The following is an 18,633-nucleotide window of genomic DNA, read 5'->3' on the forward strand; positions in this document are numbered from 1 at the left end:
CGGTAGTATCGTTCACTTTGACAAGCCTAAACGATACTACCGAAATGCTTTTTTACTCCCTTCGGTCGGCTTGAATCCTTCACCTCTGACTGCGTCCTACGGTGAAGGATTCAAGCGGAAACGGTATGAAGTGCGGTGCGCGAGCGCGCTCCTGCAAAAATGACCACTTTTTTGACGTTTAGCTTTCGGCGTTCGACATCCAACCTTCCACGCTCGGCAAAACAAAATGCACCCCGCGCTCGGCGAAGATGCGGCTGATGACCTCGAAGCCGGGGACAGACTCTCTGGGGGGTGGCAACAGCGAATCGGTGGCGGCAACCCCGAAGTCTTTGAAGGCTTGCTCGAGGCCCCCCGGCGAGAACCGCACCATCAACCGTACCTGCCGGGTTAGGCATTCAAAATAATGAATCTGACCACGCGGTAGCAGCACGAACTCGCCAGGGTTCAGCACCCCTTCGGTATCTCTGAAGCGGTACTGGAGTTGGCCCTCGAGCAAAAACAGTTCTTCGTCTTCGTAGGTGTGCACATGCGGTGGGGGCTCGGTGCCCCGCAGGATTACGCTGTCAATCAGGGTGTAGCTGCCGCCGGTGTCGCGGGTTTCGGCCACGAACTGCAAAAACAATCCTGCGCACCAGTAGCAGCGCTCGAGGTCTTGGACGGTCGGACTCATGATGATCTTGGATCTTATGGTAAACCCGGCACTCCTTTACGAAAGGGGGGTTCGCACACTCTGTGTCTCGAGACCTCCCTAGCTTGGAGATAGGATGCGGCAAAAGGGTATCCACTTGCCAGTTCAAAAACTGTTCAAGCGAAACCCTCGAAGGTCGAGCGTTGAAGGCCAAAACAAGAACAACTTGGTGGCAACCATCTCGAGACCGGACGGGTTGCTGGGAATCTGTTGCCCTACCCCCACCACCCGCACTCGGAGGAGCCCTCGGTCTCCAAAGCACCCTGTGAACAGTTTTTGGGCTGGAAAATGAACAATGCTTGCTGGCACTCTATGGGCGAACTACCGAGGAGACCCCATATGAAAAAGATTGGTAAGCAGGCCATCGTTATCGGCGGAAGCATGGGCGGGTTGCTGGCGGCAAGGGCGCTGGCGGACTATTACGAGGGAGTGACCGTCCTCGAGCGCGACCACTTCCCGGCGCTGGGCGAACAGCGCAAGGGCGTGCCGCAGGGTCGCCACGCCCACGGTTTGTTGGCCCAAGGCTCGAGGGTGCTCGAGGGCTTTTTCCCCGGCTTGACCCAGGACTTGGTGAAGCTGGGTGTACTCAGCAGCGACATCATCAACACCGCGCAGTGGTATCAAAACGGCGGCTTTCATGCCCAGTTTGAAAGTGGTCTGTTGGGCCTGCTGGTGAGCCGCCCGCTGCTCGAGGGTTACATCCGCCAGCGCCTCTTCGCCTTGCCCAATGTAAAGGTATTGAGCGGCATTAGCGTACACGGGCTGGTCGCCGAGCAGGGCCGGGTTGTCGGGGTTCAGCTCGATGCCGATGGCATCGGGGAGCTTCGGGCGGATTTGGTGGTGGACTCCACCGGGCGTGGCTCGCAGACCCCCAAGTGGCTCGAGGCGCTCGGCTTTGAACGCCCCGCCCAAGAAGAGGTCAAGGTTGACCTGGGCTACGCCACCCGCATCTATAAGCGCCGTCCGCACGACTTGGGTGGCAACAACGCTTTTGTGATGGGTTCCAAGGTGCCTGAAACACGGGGCGGAGTGGTGCTGGCTATCGAGGGCAACCGCTGGATTGTCACCTTGGTAGGTTTTTTGGGTGACTCCCCGCCTACCGACGAACGGGGTTTTCTCGAGTTCGCCAAAAGCCTGAGCGTTCCCGATATTTACAACCTGATTAAAGATGCCGAGCCACTTTCCGAGATCACCCCTTACAAGTTCCCCGGCAGCCAACGCCGCCGCTACGAAAAACTGGCCCGCTTCCCCCAAGGGTTCTTGGTCACGGGCGATGCCATTTGCAGCTTCAACCCAGTCTTCGGGCAGGGCATGACCGTAGCGGCGACCGAGGCCAAGGCGCTGTCGGAGTGCCTCGAGGCAGGCACCGACAACCTGGCCCCGCGCTTCTTCAAACGGGCTGCGGTGTTGGTGGATAGCCCCTGGAGCATCGCAGTGGGGGCTGACCTGCGCTACCCGCAGGTGCAAGGCCCGCGCAACCCGATGGTCAACTTCATCAACTGGTACATCGCCAAGCTGCACATCGCGGCCCGCCACGACCCGGCGGTGGTGATGGCCTTCCAAAAGGTCGCCAACCTGATAGTCCCGCCGCCCAGCCTGATGGCTCCGGGCATCGCGCTGCGGGTGCTGTGGGGCAACCTGTTCCCCCGCAAAACCACGGCTACTGCCAAGCCCTTGGTCTTGCCCCAAGCAGGTGATTAAAGGGTTTGAGGTAGTGAGTGTTCACGAACACCTCGAGCCAGCTCGAGGCCCCCCGGCGAGAACCGCACCATCAACCGTACCTGCCGGGTTAGGCATTCAAAATAATGAATCTGACCACGCGGTAGCAGCACGAACTCGCCAGGGTTCAGCACCCCTTCGGTATCTCTGAAGCGGTACTGGAGTTGGCCCTCGAGCAAAAACAGTTCTTCGTCTTCGTAGGTGTGCACATGCGGTGGGGGCTCGGTGCCCCGCAGGATTACGCTGTCAATCAGGGTGTAGCTGCCGCCGGTGTCGCGGGTTTCGGCCACGAACTGCAAAAACAATCCTGCGCACCAGTAGCAGCGCTCGAGGTCTTGGAATCTGGAGGTTCATAGAAAGATAGCTGGTGCAAGGTAAACCCTGTTGATGCTAGATAGCTGCTCTGGAGGCAGGGGATCTCCTGGCCTGCCTACAGTATGGCGCAACCGGACACCCATTGAACAGTTCAAAAATGATTCACCTCCTACGCTAGCCCGACAATTCGCGCTGCCACAGCAGTTCAACGACGCGCTCAACGGCCCCCACCAGATGCCGCCGGTAGGTAGAAAAGGGCAAGTTGAGCGATTCCGCAGCAAGTTCCTGGGTAGCGGCAGGCTCGAGGTAGGTGCGCTCCAGAGCGCGGTAAAGCTTCTCGTCTTTGGGGCTGGCCTTGAGGGTTTGGGCCGCCTCCCAGAGTGCGCTGCGCAGGGCCTTGGGGGTGGGCTCGGGCAGCAACCTCGAGCGCAGCAGCGGGCTATAGGCCAGGGCATCGGGGCGCACAAAATCGCGTAGGGCGTTTTTGACCGCCTCCTCGAACTCCGGCTGGGAAAGCACCACCAAGGGAGCCGGACGGCTGACCTGAAGCTGGGCCGGGTCGAGTTCGGTGGCCAGCTCGCGCTCGCCTAGCATCTCGAGCCAAGCCGCAACCGGCTGCCTGCGCCAGTCGTGGGCAAAGACCCCAATGCGGTGCTGGCCCACGGTGTAGTCGGCCTCGCTGGCGTGATGCAAGTCCATATAGGTGAAGGCCGGGAGCCAAAACTCGGGCTGGGAGATGGGGAAGAAAGACCAGGCCAAGCGGGGACTCGAGATGTAGTGTTGGGCCGCGTTGAGAAAGGCCACGCTTTGTACCGGGGAAACGCTCTGGTAGGTGTCCTCCGCCATCCAGAAGCGGAACAGGGTGATCTCCTCGCCGGGGCGCACCGGGCCATAACGCCGGGCGTACTCGACCATGCTTTGGGCCACCGGGTCGGTATCCAGGTCGGCGGGACTGGCTTTGTGCAGACCCAGCATCAACATAAAACCCGCGGGCTCCGCGCCCACACCCCGATAGAGGGTCAGGCCCTCGGGCTGAAGCTCGAGCCAACGCGCCGCGATCTTCGCGGCCTCGGCCCCTTCGTGCCGCTCGATCATCTGCAAAACCGCTGGGTAGTCTTCGGGTTTACCCCGTTCGGCAAACACGCTACCGGTCTCGCCCCACTCCAGGAAGGGCTTGACCATGGGGTTGTGGCGGTGCAGGTACACATCATCAAACAGGATGCGCTGTTGCTCGAGTCCACGGGTTTCTTGCAGGCGACGGGTGTAGTAGCCGCGTGCGCGGCGGTGCAACTCGGCATTCCAGTCGGGGTTGCGCCAGCGTAGGTCGGCCTCGAGGGCTTCCCGCGCTAGGTCGTGGGGGACAATTCCAATTGGCCCCGACTGAATAAAAGACAGCTTGCGCAGCCACTCGAAGTATTCATGGGCATTCTCAAGGCCCAGGCATTCCGCCAACAGGCTCTCGGTGGTGACCCGCACCAAGGCGCAGGCTTCGAGGGCCTGACGGTGGGTCAGGCTGGGCACTTCCTGCACAAAGCGGTCGAGCAGGGCCTTGACCACATCCGGCTGGTTGTCAGGGTTAAAGCCCCACTCACCCGAGCGTTGCTCGAGCACATCCGCCACCAGCGAGAGGGCCAGCGGATGACCGTGGGTAAAGTCCAGCACAGCTTGGTGTTTGTCTTCGGGCACACCGCGCCGGCTCAGGTACTCGCGGCTTTCTTCCGGGCGCAGGTTTCGCAGGCTAAGGGTACGGATCAGGTCGCGCCAGCCGGGGTCGGAGCGCCAGGCAGCGCTGGGCGGGTTGCGCCCAGCAAGCACCACCAGGGTGCTCTCGGGCAACTGAGGCAAAAAAGTCTCGCGCAACCAACCGTCCAGTGGAGTCAAATTCTCATAGGTATCCAGAATGAGCAAACTGCGGCTTTGCTGCGACAAGAACTCCAACGGGGAAGTCGTTGTATCCAGAACCAGCCCCTGCCTCAAGGCAAATAGGAACCCATCCGGCGAGGGATCAATATTGCGCGCATCAAGTTGCACCACCCCGACCCCTTCTTCCCCTGCCGTGCGAGCAAACTCCACCAGCAGGGTAGTTTTTCCAACCCCACCCGGCCCATACACATGCAAGAGCGCGAAGGGCAACTCGGCTTCCTTTAGCGCAGCCCTCAACAGTTCTCGCTCGGCCTCCCGCCCCACAAAACGGCGGCGGCGTGCGTCCAGCAAGCGGCTACCCAAAGTCCGTGATTGAGAACCCCCAGGCGCATCCGGCATAAGGCTCTAAGAAGTGGTTTGATTATATCAAAGCTACGGCCTGGAACCCTCCACTCACATCTGGCGCCCAGGCTTTTATTCTGTACCACTCTAGCTTTGAAAACAGGTACACCCCCGTCTTTGCGAGCCCTGCCCTCGAGGGCGCAAGGCTCCGGCGGGTAGAAAACGAGAAGCCAATCCAGCATTTTATAGACTGCTTCAACCCTTCCAGGGCCTTTCGGTGAGGTATTTTTAGTACATACGAGAGAATGTGTTTTCAAAATTATGTTCTTGACATAACAACCTCGATAAGGTATAATATTATGCTAGATATAAAGCGCGTCTCGAGCGCTTTTTTTGTGCTGGAAACAGGAGATATTGAATGTCCCAAGTCCTTCCGATTGAAATCACCGACGAAGTCAAACAAAGCTTTATCAACTATGCCATGTCGGTCATCGTTGACCGGGCCTTGCCCGATGTGCGCGACGGCCTCAAGCCGGTGCAGCGGCGCATCCTCTACGGGGCCTACCAGGACGGTGTGCTGCCCAGCCGCAAACACGTCAAAAGCGCCAAAATCGTGGGCGAGGTAATGGGCAAGTACCACCCCCATGGCGACGCAGCCATCTACGACACCATGGTGCGCATGGCCCAGGACTGGAGCCTGCGCTATCCCCTCATTGACGGACAGGGAAATTTCGGCTCGATTGACAACGATCCCCCTGCTGCCCCGCGCTACACCGAGGCCCGCCTCTCCAACCTGGGTTACGAGATGTTGCAAGACCTGGACAAAGAGACCGTGCCGATGTTACCCAACTACGACGGCACCCAGGAACAACCGGAGGTCTTGCCCTCGGCGCTGCCCAACATGCTCGTCAACGGAGCGGCGGGCATCGCGGTGGGCATGGCAACCAGCCTGCCCCCGCATAACCTCTCCGAGACCATTGATGCGCTGGCTCTGATGATTGATAACCCCAATGTGACCCTGGACGAAATTATGAAAGTGCTGCCAGGGCCCGACTTTCCGACCGGGGCCAAGCTCTCCCGTCGGGGCATCAAGGAAGCCTACGCCACCGGGCGCGGCAGCCTCAAGGTACGGGCCCGGGTGCGCAACGAGGACAAAAATGGGCGGGCCATGCTGGTCTTTACCGAGATTCCTTATCAGGTCAACAAGGCCGACCTGATTACCCAGATTGCCGCCCTGGTACGCAACAAGGTGATTGATGAGATCTCGGCCCTGCGCGATGAGTCCGACCGCCAGGGTATGCGTATCGCCATCGAACTCAAGCGCGGCTCCAATCCCCAGGTGGTGCTCAACAAGCTATACAAGCACTCGCGCCTGCAGACCAGTTTTACCGTTAACCTGCTGGCCATCGTGAACGGCGAGCCCAAAGTGCTTTCGCTGCTGGAGATGATGCGCCACTACCTCGACCACCGAGGCGAGGTGGTACGCAAGCGCACCGAGTATGAACTGCGCAAGGCCAAAGAGCGGGCCCACGTGCTCGAGGGACTCCTGATCGCCCTCGACCACATTGACGAGGTGATTGCCCTGATCCGGGGCTCGCAGGATGCCGCCGAGGCCCGCAGCGGGCTGATGAGCCGCTACAGCCTGACCGAGATTCAGGCCCAGGCCATCCTGGATATGCGCCTACAACGCCTGGTAGGCCTGGAGCGCGACAAACTGCAAGCCGAGTACCGTGAGCTCATGGAAGAGATTGGCCGCCTCGAGGCCATCCTGGGCGACCAGAAGCGGCTTTGGCGGGTGGTCAAGAGCGAGCTGCTGGACATCAAGAAGAAGTATGGTGATCAGCGCCGCACCCAGATCACCGAGTTCGAAGAAGGCTTCAGCATCGAAGATCTCATCGAGGATGAACCAATGGTCATCACCCTCACCAGCCAGGGCTTCATGAAGCGCACCCCGCTCGAGGCCTACCGGGCCCAGGGGCGCGGCGGCTCGGGGGGCAAAGCTAACAAAACCAAGGAAGAGGACGAGGCCATCTCGGTGTTTGTGGCCTCGATGCACGACACCCTGCTGATCTTCACCAACCGGGGCCGGGTCTACGGCGAGAAAGTCCACGAGCTGCCCGAAGCCAGCCGCCAGGCCCGTGGAACCCACGTGGTGAGCTTGCTGCCGCTGGTGGAGGGCGAGGAGGTGGCGGCCCTGCTGAACGTGCGCGACCTGACCCAGGAGGGCTACTTTGTGTTTGCCACCAAGGATGGTCTGATCAAGCGCACCGAGATCAAAGAGTATCAGAACCTCAGCAGCGCAGGTTTGATTGCGATCAACCTGGTTGAAAACGATGCCCTGATCGGGGTAGCTATCGCCCATGAGGGCGACCAAGCCATGCTGGCCACCCTCAGCGGGCAGGCCATCCGTTTTGAACTCTCCGATGTCCGCGCTACCGGACGGGCCAGCCAGGGTGTGACCGGAATTCGCTTCAAAGAAGGCCGCGACGATCGGGTGGTCTCGCTGGTCATTCTGCCCAAAGGTGAAGAAGGCGAGGTGTTGGCAGTCGGTACCTACGGCTACGGCAAGCGCACCTCAGTTTCCGAATATCCCCTGCAAGGCCGGGGCGGTATGGGGGTCATCACCTTCAACACCAACGACAAAGTAGGGCAGTTAGGTGCCTTAATGCGCGTCCAGGGCAATGAAGACCTGCTGGTGCTCTCGCGCCGGGGCATCGCCATCCGTACCAAGGTTTCCAGCATCTCGCAGTACGGACGGGCCACCAGCGGCGTCAAGGTGATGAACCTGAGCGAGAAGGACGAGCTGGCCTCGGCCTTTGTGATTGCACCGCAGGACTAGTTTCCCGCCCACGCAGACCCTGCTTGGCAGCATCTTTTACCAGATTCGCTCATCTCGTCATTCGACGATAACGGACGAATAGCTCTGAGGGGATGTATCGAGGGAGCAAGCTCCATATACCAGCGGGACAATCCCCTATCGGGACGAAGTGCAAGCCGTACACCAGTGGGACGATGCCCAGGGTTCAATTTGCCTTCGTTCCCCCCTTTCCCGAACCGGCGCAGCGTAGAATTGCGAGTATGTCTGAGAGCACCGACAAGCATAAGGAGATTGCCAAGGCCAGGGGCCCGGTCAACATTGCCATCGTGACGGCCTCCGACACCCGCACCCTCGAGACCGACACCAACTACCACTACCTGAAGCCCGAGATCGAGGCACTGGGGCATAAGATCGTAGGCTATCGCATCATCAAGGACGAGCCCGATCAGGTCGCACTGGCCCTCGACGACATGGTGAATGCCGGAGCACAAATTATTTTGTTCAATGGCGGAACCGGCATTGCCCCCCGCGACACCACCTACGACGTGCTGGCCCGCAAAATCGAGAAACCCATGCCGGGATTTGGCGAACTGTTCCGGATGCTCTCCTATAGCGAGGTGGGAGCTGCCGCGATGCTCTCGCGCGCCACTGCCGGAACCTATCGCAAGAAGGTGGTGATCTCCACCCCTGGCTCGCCCAATGCTGTTCAGGTGGCCTGGGAGAAGCTGATCAAGCCCGAGTTGGAGCATCTGGCCTGGGAAGTAGCTCGGTAGTTCTTAGCCAGAACTTGTCCTATACGATACAAGCTGCCATCTTTGAACTCGGATGCTTGGGGGTATCATGTTGAGCATGACCCTCAAGGGCCAGGGCACCGGCCCCCTCCCCCCCCTGCTCGAGCAGTACGTCGAGCTGCGCGATGCGTACCCCGACTATCTCCTGCTGTTTCAGGTAGGCGACTTTTACGAGACTTTCGGCGAGGATGCCGAGCGGTTTTCGCGGGCTTTGAACCTCACTCTTACACACAAAACCGCAAAGGACTTCGTGACGCCCATGGCCGGGGTTCCCGTTCGTTCGGTGGATGTGCACCTAGAACGGCTCTTGAAGCAAGGCTTTCGGGTAGCGGTCGCCGACCAGATGGAACTGGCCGAGGAGTCGGACAAACTGGTACAGCGGGAGGTTACGCAACTGCTCACACCCGGCACGGTCATGCGCGAGAACCTGCTCAGGCCGGAAGCCAACTACCTGGCTGCGCTCAGTACCGGAGACGGCTATGGCCTGGCTTTACTGGACATTTCTACGGGGGAGTTTCGGGGCACTGTACTCTACGGCAAGAGTGCTCTTTACGATGAGCTATTTCGCTTCCGACCTGCGGAGGTGCTGCTGGCTCCGGAGCTTTATCGCAACGCGGAGTTTTTGCAGGAGTTCCAGCGGCGCTTTCCGGTGATGATGTCGGAGGAGGGTTTCGAGGGTGAGGTAGGAAAAGCAGCCTTGGAAGCACAGTTTACCCCGTTGCCCGCAGACCTGGAGCACCCCGCGCTTATGCGTTCAGCAGGAGCGGTGCTGACCTATGCCCTACGGGTGCAGGAGAACGGGCTACCGCAGGTGCGGAGCTTTGTGCGGCACGACCCCAGTGCCTTCATGCAACTCAGCGAGGCCACGCTGCGAACCCTGGAAGTCTACGAACCCAGCTCGGTGGGAGATCGCAGTGAGGAGCGCACCCTGATGGGGGTGCTGGGCCTGACCCGCACCGCACCGGGGCGGCGTCTGCTGCGGGCCTGGCTGCGGCACCCGCTGGTGGAGGAAGCGCCCTTGCAGGCTCGGCTGGACGCGGTGGAAGCGCTGGTACGCGACGGGGTACTGCGAACCGAGGTGCGCAAGGTGCTACACCGGATGCACGATTTGGAACGCCTTGCAGCCCGTCTGCTGGCTGGCAGAGCTACCGCCCGCGATCTCTCAGCCTTGCAGCGCAGCCTCTCATTGCTGCCGGAGTTGGCCGGATTGTTGCGGGGGTTTGGGCCACTCCGGGTCTTATCTGAGCGCTTGCCCAGCCTAGCCGAGGTGACCGAGGGCATCGCGGCTGCACTGGTACAAGACCCCCCACTCAAGATCACCGATGGGGGCCTGATCCGGGAAGGCTTCGACCCTGAACTCGACGCACTGCGCCATCGGGCCGAGGAGGGACGCAGTTGGATTGCCCAGTTGGAAGCCGATGAGCGTGCAAAGACCCGCATCCCCAACCTCAAGGTGGGCTACAACGCAGTATTTGGCTACTACCTCGAGGTCACCCGGCCCCACTACGCCCTGGTGCCCAAGGACTGGCGGGCTCTGCAAACCCTCAAAGACCGCATGCGCTTCAGCACGCCCGAGCTCAAGGAGCAGGAACGCAAAATCCTGCAGGCCGAGACCGAGGCCGTCAAGCGCGAGTACGCGGTCTTCCTCGAGCTGCGCGAACAAGTGGCCCAGGCCGCCGACGAGGTGCGCCAGGCCGCGCAGGTGCTGGCCGAGCTGGACGTGTACGCTGCGCTGGCCGAGGCCGCGGTGGAGTACGGCTACAGCCGCCCCCGCTTCTCCCGGGATGGAACCTTGCAGATTGTGGCCGGGCGTCACCCGGTGGTGGAGCGGAGCAGCCCGTTCATCCCCAACGACCTCTCGATGAGCCCAGCGGCCCGGCTGCTGATCCTGACCGGGCCCAACATGGCCGGCAAGTCCACCTACCTGCGGCAGACCGCCCTGATCGCCCTGCTGGCCCAGGTGGGCTCCTTTGTGCCCGCCGAGTTGGCCACCCTGCCCCTCTTCGACCGCATCTACACCCGGATTGGGGCCTCCGACGATATCGCCGGCGGGCGCAGCACCTTTATGGTGGAGATGGACGAGCTGGCCGGCATCCTGCAGGGAGCCACACCCAAGAGCCTGGTGCTGCTGGACGAGATCGGGCGCGGCACCAGCACCTACGACGGGCTGGCCCTGGCCTGGGCGGCCTGCGAGTACCTGCACGACCAGGTCAGGGCCTATACCCTGTTTGCCACCCACTACTTCGAGCTCACCGCGCTGCCCCTGCGCATGCCGGCGGCCCGCAACGCCCACGTGGCCGCCAAGGAAGAAGCAGGGGGCCTGGTGTTTTATCACCAGGTTTTGCCCGGCCCGGCCAGCCAGAGCTACGGCCTCGAGGTGGCCCGGCTGGCGGGGCTCCCACAGGCCGTCTTGCAGCGGGCCAGAAGCGTGCTAGAAAGCCTGGAAGCCAGCCAGAAAGGGCTGTCCAAAGAAATCCTGGAGGAGCTGCTACGCCTGGATCTGGCCCGCACCAGCCCCCTGGAGGCCCTGCTGTTCCTGCGCCGGCTGCAAGATCAGCTCCGGGGCCTGGCCCCCCTGGAACTGGGGGCCGACCGCGTTTCCCAGCCATGATTCGCAAGCTTCCGCCCGAACTCATCCGCGAGATTGCCGCCGGTGAGGTGGTCTCGAGCCCCGCCGATGTGGTGCGGGAGCTGCTCGAGAACGCCCTGGACGCGGGCGCCACCCGGCTTTATATCGAGCTGTGGGGCGGGGGGCTGGACAAAATTGTGGTGCGCGACAACGGCCTGGGCATCCCCAAGGAGGAGCTGGCCCTGGCCCTCGAGCACCACACCACCAGCAAGCTCACCGACCTACACGATATCCGCACCCTGGGCTTTCGGGGTGAAGGGCTATGGGCCATCCGCCAGGCCGCCCAGGTGCGGCTCACCTCGAGGCCCCCCCACCAGCTTGGCGGGGCCACCCTGACGGCTTTTCAGGACAAAACCGAGCTGCACGAACACCCCGCTCCCAGCGGAACCCAGGTCGAGGTGACGGCGCTTTTTTGTCACCTGCCCGCCCGCCGCAACGCCCTCGAGGCCCCCGCCGCCGAGGCGCGCAAGGTGGTGCACCTGGTCTCGCGCTACCTGCTGCACCGTCCCGAGACAGCTCTGCGGCTGGTGATGGACGGCGAGGAGAAGATCGCCCACGCCGGGGGTGGCTTTGCCGAGGTGGTCAAGCTGCTATGGGGCTCGGTGGTGGCCAACCGGTTGCTGCCGCTCGAGGCCGCCGAAGGGCCTTTTACCCTGCGGGGCCTGCTCTCCAGGCCGGAGCTCTCCCGCCCCCGGCGCGACCGCCTGCTGCTTGCGCTTAACCAGCGCCCGGTGGAGTGGCCCGAGCCTTTGCTGCAAGCCGTGCTGGCTGCCTACAAAGAACTCCTCCCCGCAGGCCAGTTTCCAGTGGGGGTGCTGAACCTGGACATCCCCACCGAGCACCTGCTCGTCAATACTTCGCCTGACAAGTCCAGGATCAGGCTCATCCGGCCCGAGACCATCCTGGGCTTCGTCTCCCAGGCCGTGCAGGGCCTGCTCTCGGCCCACCCCCTGGCCCGCGCCCTGCCCGAACCGGCCCCCCTCACCGGCCCAGCCCCGGTGCAGCGGGCCCGCTTTCCACGCCTGCGCTACCTGGGCAGCTTCCGCGAGCTGTACCTGCTGGCCGAAGCCGGGGACGAGCTGTATGTGGTGGATCAGCACGCCGCCCACGAGCGCATCCTCTACGAGGAGCTGTCGCGCCGCTACCACGAGGAACCCCCCCTCGAGCTGCCCGAGCCCGAGCTGCTCTCCCTGAGCCTGGGAGAGGAATTGAGCCTGGCCGAACGGCTGGAGGAACTCGAGCAGGCCGGACTGCAGATCGAACCCTTTGGCCCCGGCAAGTACCGTGTCCGCACCATTCCGGCCTTCCTGGCCGGCTACCCCTCGCTGGTGAGCGAGGTGGTGAAGGGCAGCCTGGGGGCCTCGAGCTTTGCCACCGCCTGGCGCACGGTGCTGGCCCGGCTGGCCTGCCTGCCTGCCATCAAGGCCGGACACCCGCTCTCCAGCGCCTCGGCCCAGGCCTTGCTGGACACGCTGGCCGGGTGCGAGCTGCCCTGGGTCTGCCCCCATGGGCGGCCCACCGTGCTGGTGCTGGGCGAGGGCGAGCTGGCCCGGCGCTTCGGCCGCAGGGGGGTTCGTGCCGTAGTAGAACCCGCTTCGTCCCGAAGCGAATAGCTGTTGCCGTTATGGCTTTATTTTATATACCCCTCTTGAGTATCTATGGGTAGGTGGTTATAGTTGAAGAAAATAGAAACCAGTTCTAATCAAGCTTTTTCTTTTCGTCAAGTGCCAGGGAGGCTCGTATGAAGGAAAAAAAACTGGAGCTAGAGCAACTCGAGATGGATCGGCGCACCTTCTTGAAAACAACAGCCGCAGTGGGCGCGGCGGGCCTGATGGGGCTGGGCACAGCCCAACAACAAGCCACCGCTGACCAGGTAGTGCGCGGTAAAAATGCGCGGTTGGTGGTGCTTTCCTCGAGGCCCGCCGTGATGGAGTCCACCCTGGAGCTGCTAGGCTCCGAGCGCATTACCAGTAAGGCCAACCTCTTCGTCCGCAACAACATTGACCTACCCGGCCTCAACACCACCGAGCCCAACGTGCAGCCCAGCTGGGTGGTCGAGGTTGGAGGGCTGATTGACCCCCCCTTCCGCATCACGGTGGAAGAGCTTTTACGGCTTCCCCAAACCGAGGTCACCAGCGTACTGCAGTGCTCAGGCAACGGGCGGTCTTTCTTCAACCCCCGCCCTTCGGGCAACCCCTGGACCTACGGCGGGGTGGGCCAGGTCACCTGGCGGGGCGTGCTGCTCAAAACCCTGCTCGAGGCCAAGGGGGCCAAGCTGCGCGACAACGCCCGCTTCATCACCATGAACGCCTCCACCCAGGGCGGGGCCCTACCCTACGAAAAAAGCTTCCCCATCAGCGTTCTGGACTACAACAGCGCCATGCTGGCCCTGGGCATGAACGGTGAGCCCCTGCCCGCCGTACACGGGGGCCCGGTACGACTGGTAGCAGCCGGCACCTTTGGCACCGCCAACGTTAAGTGGCTGAGCAAGCTCGATTTCACTGCTACCGAGAGCACCGGCAACGAACAAGTACCCCGCTACCGGGTGCCGATGCTCCCCGGCTGGAACACGCCCATCCTGCCCACCCAGCCTGGAAGCCGCTTCAACTACACCCTGAACAACTCTCGCTCCAACTGGGGGGCCAACATCAATTCCTTCATCCTCTCGCCGCTGCCAGGGGCCAGCGTAAAGGGCCGGCTGGTAGAGATCCGCGGTGTAGCCTGGAACGATGGCCTCGCGCCCGTCGAAACCATCGAGGTCTCGGTGAATGGCGGAACCAGTTGGCGCAAGGCCCTCATCGAACGCGACCACGGCAAGTTTGGCTGGTATCAATGGGTCTCCCCTCAGCTCCTGGCCCCCGGCGAGTACGAGGTCATGGCCCGCGCCACCGACGCAGTAGGCCGCACCCAGCCCATGAACGGCAATATCTGGTGGAACGAACGCGGCTATGAGTGGAACGGGGTCATGCGGGTCAAGTTCAAGGTAACCTGACCGCCGCGGCCAGCTCTTCCGACCGGTTGCCCAGTGTTCGGGGTGCCGGTCGAATGTTTAGGGTATTTTTAGCTTTGCCAAGAGTGGGTTAAGCGCACAAAAAACCTCTCGGTACACATGCTACCCTTTGAAGCAGGGGAGGAAAACCTTACATGAAAACAAAATATCTGGTATGGGTCGTCGTGTTATCGCTAGCCGTACTCTGGACGGGCCTAGGTCAAAACGCACTGCCCGAAGGCCCTGGACGTGAGCTGGTGCTGCAAAAATGCCAGACCTGCCACGACATCGGATTGGTAACCCGCGAACGGCAGACCCGCGAACGCTGGGATAGCCTGATCACCGAAATGCAGGGCTACGGGCTCCAGCTCACCCCGGAGGAACGTGCAACCATCCTGGAGTACCTGGCTACCCGGTTGGCCCCCGGTGCCAGCAATCCCGCACCCGCACAATCCCAGGCAGCCTTGCCAGCCGATGGTGCAACGCTCTACGACAACTGCATCGGCTGCCATCAAGCCAACGGTGCCGGCATCCCAGGGGTCTTCCCGCCGCTAGCGGGACATGTGCCGGAGATTCTAGCAGCCAGGGGCGGGCGCGAATGGCTGATCCAGGCGATACTCTACGGCCTGCAGGGCCCCATCAGCGTCAAAGGGGTCAACTACAACGGCCTGATGCCCGCTTATCCCCAGCTCAGTAATGCCGAGATTGCCGCCGTGCTCAATCATATCGCCACTCAGTGGGGCAATGCGCTGCCTGCCGGCCAGGGGCCTTTTACCGAGGCCGAGGTACAGGCCCAACGCGGCAAGAATCTGAGCGCCCAGCAGGTGCTGGCAGCTCGCGGGCAGCTCGGCTTGCGATGAACACCGTACTAGCCCTTCACGCGGGACCGGGTAGCACCCTACCCAAACCCGCAGTGGCCCAGGCCCATCTGGTCGAAGGTAAGGGCGTGGAGGGCGACCGGCATTTTGGCCGGCACCCCGACCGCGCGGTGCTCATTGCTGGGCAGGCCAGCTATGCCAAAGCACGCCAGGCTGGCATCGAGCTGCCCTGGGGCGCTTTGGGCGAGAACCTACTGGTGGACTTCGACCCCCATGCGCTGAGTCCGCAAAGCCGGTTGAAGATTGGAGGGGCAGCGCTCGAGCTCACCCAGGTTTGTACGGTCTGCGATACCCTATCAGCCTTCGATCTACGCCTGCCCAAGCTGCTCTACAACGCCCGTGGTGTCTACGCCAAGGTCTTGCAGAGCGGGCTGGTGCGGGTGGGCGACCCGGTGGAGGTGCTCACCCCCGACTCCCTGCTGCGCATGGGGTAGGCTGGGGTCATGCGCCTTCTCACCGCCGAAGAAACCGCCCAGGCCCTCCCCTACCCAGCCTTAGCCCAGGCCATTGCCGGGGTGCTCGAGGCCCGCGCCCAGGGAGCGGTTCAGGCCCCCGAGCGCCTGGTGGTGCCGCTGGCCGGCGGGGCCACCTTACTGCTGATGCCGGCCACCGACCCCCAGATCACCGTGACCAAACTGGTGACGGTACACCCCCAGCAGCGCCCCAGCGTGCGGGCCGAGGTCTGGGTGATGCGCACCGATACCGGCGAACGCCTGGCCCTGCTGGACGGCGCGGTGGTCACGGCCCGGCGCACCGCGGCCGTATCGCTGCTGGCGGCCCAGACCCTGGCCCCCCATCCCACCGGCACCCTGCTCGTCATCGGGGCGGGGGTGCAGGCCAGGAGCCACCTGGAGGCCTTCCAGGAGGGGCTGGGCACCGACAAGGTGTACGTCTACTCGCGCCACTTTGAGCACGCCGAAGCCCTGGCCTCCTATGCCCGTGCGCGCGGCCTGCTGGCCCAGGCCGTGCGCAGCCTCGAGCCTGTCCTGGACGAAGTAAGCCTGATCGTCTGCGCCACCACCAGCCAGACCCCCCTGCTGTTCAAGGCCAATCAGGGCGTTTTTATTGCTGCCGTGGGGGCCTACCGCCCCGACATGGCCGAGATCGCGCCAGAGGTTGTACGACAAGCACAGCTATACGTGGATACGCTGGAAGGGGCCAAAGCCGAGGCAGGAGACTTGTTGCAAGCAGGCGTAGATTGGAACCAGGTTTGTCCCCTTCACCTGGCCCTACACCAGCCCAGGCCCGCGGCTGGCATCGTGCTTTTCAAGAGTGTGGGCCATGCGCTATGGGATTTAGCAGCCGCCCGTTTGGCGGCACAATCTTTGTCCTAGCGGCCACGGCGCGGACGCGCTACCCGCAGCACCCAGACCAGCCCCAGGGCCAACAAGCCCATCTGAATGGCAATTCCCAAAGGTGTGCGAACATCAATTGCCAACATATTGAGCAACAGGGTACCGAAGATCAATACCAGCAGGCCCATCAACGCTGCCCACAACACCATCCAGGGATTCATGGCACTACAGTAGTGGATGGGTGGACTCGCTGGCAATTGCAGACTCTGTAAAGACTGGCCACCCATCTACAATTTGCCCCTCTTGCACCACCATCAAGTCACCTCGTTGCAGCAAGACACTTTCACCCTCATACGGGCGAATGTAGTCGTCTACGTGCAAAGCGGTGCGCCTCGAGCCGTTCAGGATGGCCTGGTTAAGGCTCTTGCCGTAGAACGGGTTCTCTCGTAGCCCAGTAGGCCAGACAGCCTTGGCAGGACAGCGCCCCCCGTAAATAAAGTAGGTGCACTGCCAGTTGGCATTGAGCTTTTGCAACAAGCCCGTTCCCGCCATCAAGCTGAACGCCCTGAGGCTTAATTTACCCAGTATCACAAAAACCGTTGTACTGGGTATTCTTGGGAACCGCTCTCCCTGGCCGCGCAGGTTAGGTTTTCAGGGATTGCAGGTCTGGGCTTCACCTTCTGCCAGCAGTCCAATAACTTGGTCAATACGTAAGCAGGGAAACCAATGCCTATTCAATCTGCGGTATTGTCATTGGCATGGAGTCGGCATGATTGGCCTGGGGCGCATGGGCGGCAACATAGCCCGGCGGCTGATGCAACAAGGTAGAGCGACTAATCTTCAGCTTTCACGGAGCAAACATGATTGACCTGGTCATTTTTGGGGCCACCGGCGACCTAGCGGCACGCAAGCTGTTCCCGGCGCTGTATCAGCTCGAGTTCTGTCGCTACATGCCCGGCGATTTACGCGTCGTGGGGGTAGGACGCAAAACCTGGAGTGAAGCCGAGTTTGCGGAACACGTCCGTAAGAGCCTCGAGGAATTTGAGGGTGACCTCGAGCCTGAACCCCTCGAGCATCTGCTGGCACGTCTGACCTATAGGGCCATTGACTTCTCGCCGGAGAGCTTTCAAGCCTTGGCTAAAGACAGTGCAGAGTCCAGCCTGTTCTATCTTTCGCTGCCGCCCGACGCTTTCCCGATGGTGGCCACTGGACTGGGACATGCCGGACTTGCCAAGGAGAGCGGAGGCTTTCGCCGCTTGGTGATCGAAAAACCTTTTGGCCACAACCTCCAGAGTGCGCTGCAGTTGCAACACAGCCTTACCCGGCACTGGGACGAGAGCCAGATTTTGCGAATTGACCACTTTCTGGGCAAGGCCACCGTGCAAAACATCTTGGTCTTTCGCTTTGCCAACAGTTGGCTCGAGCCGCTCTGGAACGCCCAGCACATTGCCCAGGTACAGATCACTGCTGCCGAGTCCATCGGCATCGAAGGACGTGGGGCCTTCTATGACAAGGTGGGGGCGACCCGCGACATGGTGCAAAACCACCTGATGCAGCTTCTCACGTTTTCGGCCTTAGAGCCACCGCCCCGCCTCGAGGCCGACCTGCTGCGCAACGAGAAAAACAAAGTGCTGCGCTCGGCACGGCCTATGAGTCCAGGTGATATTGTCCGTGGGCAGTACCAGGGCTACCTCCAAGAAGCCGGAATACCCTCTAGCAACACCGAAACCTTTGCAGCCCTCCGGCTCTACCTGGACAACTGGCGCTGGAAAGGGGTACCGTTCTATTTGCGCACCGGCAAGGCCCTCTCCAAGAAACTCACCACCATCGCGGTGCAGTTTCGCGATCCCCCCACCCAGCTTTTTACCGACACTACCTTTACTCCCGGTTCGGGCTGGGTGGTGTTGGAACTACAACCCAACGAATCCATGCATCTAGAAGTCCAGGTCAAGACCCCCGGTTTGCAATTTGCTTCTCGCCCAGTGGTGCTATCCACCCCTAGAAATGGCAACAGCACCCCTCACGAGCTCTCGGCCTATGCCACTCTTATTCTGGATGCCCTCAAAGGAGATCGCAGTTTGTTTATTCGGTTCGACGAGGTAGAGTGGGCCTGGCGGCTCTTGGAGCCTGCGCTCAACAACCAGCAGCCCACCGAACTCTACTCGGTGGGGTCGGAGGGCCCCTCGGGGCAACACTATCTGATGGAAGATCAGCAGCGTTGGCGCAGTTTGTAGGAACCCGCTACAGCCCGGCCTAACCCACCTAACCTTACCGTTATACCTGACTTATGCCACACTCGGCCCCGG

At 61.8% G+C, this 18,633-nt stretch carries 15 protein-coding genes; 10 read left to right on the forward strand and 5 right to left on the reverse strand.

The window, feature by feature from the left end:
* Positions 1–178: 178 nt before the first annotated feature.
* The gene (locus WKI89_RS13860) at positions 179–670 is read right to left on the reverse strand and encodes a cupin domain-containing protein (protein WP_337870585.1); all 492 of its coding nucleotides are present in this window, start codon (positions 668–670) and stop codon (positions 179–181) included.
* Positions 671–1,027: 357 nt separating this feature from the next.
* Between WKI89_RS13860 and WKI89_RS13865 the strand changes: the two genes are divergently transcribed.
* A complete protein-coding gene (locus WKI89_RS13865; protein WP_337870587.1) occupies positions 1,028–2,389 on the forward strand; it encodes a hypothetical protein in 1,362 nt (453 codons plus the stop codon).
* Here WKI89_RS13865 and WKI89_RS13870 read toward each other — a convergent pair.
* The gene (locus WKI89_RS13870) at positions 2,386–2,697 is read right to left on the reverse strand and encodes a cupin domain-containing protein (RefSeq protein WP_337870653.1); all 312 of its coding nucleotides are present in this window, start codon (positions 2,695–2,697) and stop codon (positions 2,386–2,388) included. The genes WKI89_RS13865 and WKI89_RS13870 overlap by 4 nt on opposite strands.
* A gap of 199 nt (positions 2,698–2,896) precedes the next feature.
* A complete protein-coding gene (locus WKI89_RS13875; RefSeq protein ID WP_337870588.1) occupies positions 2,897–4,948 on the reverse strand; it encodes an AAA family ATPase in 2,052 nt (683 codons plus the stop codon).
* 397 nt (positions 4,949–5,345) lie between these two features.
* Here WKI89_RS13875 and gyrA point away from each other — a divergent pair, with 397 nt between their 5' ends.
* The 8 genes from gyrA to WKI89_RS13915 all read left to right on the forward strand — a co-directional run bounded on the left by gyrA (position 5,346) and on the right by WKI89_RS13915 (position 16,366).
* On the forward strand, positions 5,346–7,766 hold the full coding sequence (gene gyrA, locus WKI89_RS13880) for a DNA gyrase subunit A (protein ID WP_337870590.1): 2,421 nt from the start codon (positions 5,346–5,348) through the stop codon (positions 7,764–7,766).
* A 239-nt stretch (positions 7,767–8,005) separates the two neighbouring features.
* On the forward strand, positions 8,006–8,518 hold the full coding sequence (locus WKI89_RS13885; protein WP_337870592.1) for a molybdenum cofactor biosynthesis protein B: 513 nt from the start codon (positions 8,006–8,008) through the stop codon (positions 8,516–8,518).
* Between the two features lie 76 nt (positions 8,519–8,594).
* Positions 8,595–11,147 carry a DNA mismatch repair protein MutS gene (gene mutS / locus WKI89_RS13890; protein WP_337870655.1) on the forward strand — a complete coding sequence of 851 codons (2,553 nt, stop codon included), beginning with the start codon at positions 8,595–8,597 and terminating at the stop codon, positions 11,145–11,147.
* Entirely contained in the window at positions 11,144–12,778 is a 1,635-nt protein-coding gene (mutL, locus tag WKI89_RS13895) for a DNA mismatch repair endonuclease MutL (protein ID WP_337870594.1), read from the forward strand. Before mutS ends, mutL begins: the two co-directional genes overlap by 4 nt.
* A 128-nt stretch (positions 12,779–12,906) precedes the next feature.
* On the forward strand, positions 12,907–14,157 hold the full coding sequence (locus WKI89_RS13900) for a molybdopterin-dependent oxidoreductase (protein ID WP_337870596.1): 1,251 nt from the start codon (positions 12,907–12,909) through the stop codon (positions 14,155–14,157).
* A gap of 152 nt (positions 14,158–14,309) precedes the next feature.
* Complete coding sequence (locus WKI89_RS13905) at positions 14,310–15,014, forward strand: c-type cytochrome (RefSeq protein ID WP_337870598.1); 705 nt, start codon at positions 14,310–14,312, stop codon at positions 15,012–15,014.
* Positions 15,011–15,466, forward strand: a complete 456-nt coding sequence (locus WKI89_RS13910) for an MOSC domain-containing protein (protein WP_337870600.1) — start codon at positions 15,011–15,013, stop codon at positions 15,464–15,466. Before WKI89_RS13905 ends, WKI89_RS13910 begins: the two co-directional genes overlap by 4 nt.
* Positions 15,467–15,475: 9 nt before the next feature.
* A complete protein-coding gene (locus WKI89_RS13915) occupies positions 15,476–16,366 on the forward strand; it encodes a delta(1)-pyrroline-2-carboxylate reductase family protein (RefSeq protein ID WP_337870602.1) in 891 nt (296 codons plus the stop codon).
* Here WKI89_RS13915 and WKI89_RS13920 read toward each other — a convergent pair.
* Together WKI89_RS13920 and WKI89_RS13925 are read right to left on the reverse strand one after the other, a co-directional pair.
* Positions 16,363–16,548, reverse strand: a complete 186-nt coding sequence (locus WKI89_RS13920) for a hypothetical protein (RefSeq protein WP_337870604.1) — start codon at positions 16,546–16,548, stop codon at positions 16,363–16,365. The genes WKI89_RS13915 and WKI89_RS13920 overlap by 4 nt on opposite strands.
* A gap of 4 nt (positions 16,549–16,552) precedes the next feature.
* Positions 16,553–16,918, reverse strand: a complete 366-nt coding sequence (locus WKI89_RS13925; RefSeq protein WP_337870606.1) for a hypothetical protein — start codon at positions 16,916–16,918, stop codon at positions 16,553–16,555.
* A gap of 269 nt (positions 16,919–17,187) precedes the next feature.
* Here WKI89_RS13925 and zwf point away from each other — a divergent pair, with 269 nt between their 5' ends.
* Positions 17,188–18,561 carry a glucose-6-phosphate dehydrogenase gene (gene zwf / locus WKI89_RS13930; RefSeq protein ID WP_337870607.1) on the forward strand — a complete coding sequence of 458 codons (1,374 nt, stop codon included), beginning with the start codon at positions 17,188–17,190 and terminating at the stop codon, positions 18,559–18,561.
* Positions 18,562–18,633: the final 72 nt, after the last annotated feature.

The organism is Meiothermus sp. (assembly GCF_037443965.1).
Taxonomy (GTDB): Bacteria; Deinococcota; Deinococci; order Deinococcales; family Thermaceae; genus Meiothermus.